Raw genomic sequence first — 308 nt, 5'->3', positions numbered from 1 at the left:
CCGGTCCGAGGGCGTCAGCTTGTCGAGCTCCGCACGCGCCGCGGACACTTCCGCCTTCCACGCGTCCCCGCCGATGTCCGGATGACCCGGCCGCTGCCGAGACGCGGACCCGTCGCCGTCCGGGGACACCACACCTCGGTCGGAGCCCGGCGTACGAGAACGAGCGGTCGACGGAGTCCCGGGCTCCGAGCCCGTCCCACGAGACGCGGTCAAAGCATCATCGGCCGCCGTGGACGTGTGGTCGCTGCCATCCGTCTCACCGGTACCGGCCGCGCCCTGCACCGGGCGGGCCGCCTGACCCGCATCGG

The sequence above is a fragment of the Streptomyces sp. NPDC029138 genome (genome assembly GCF_055564375.1).
Note: the sequence above shows the minus strand (reverse complement) of the source record.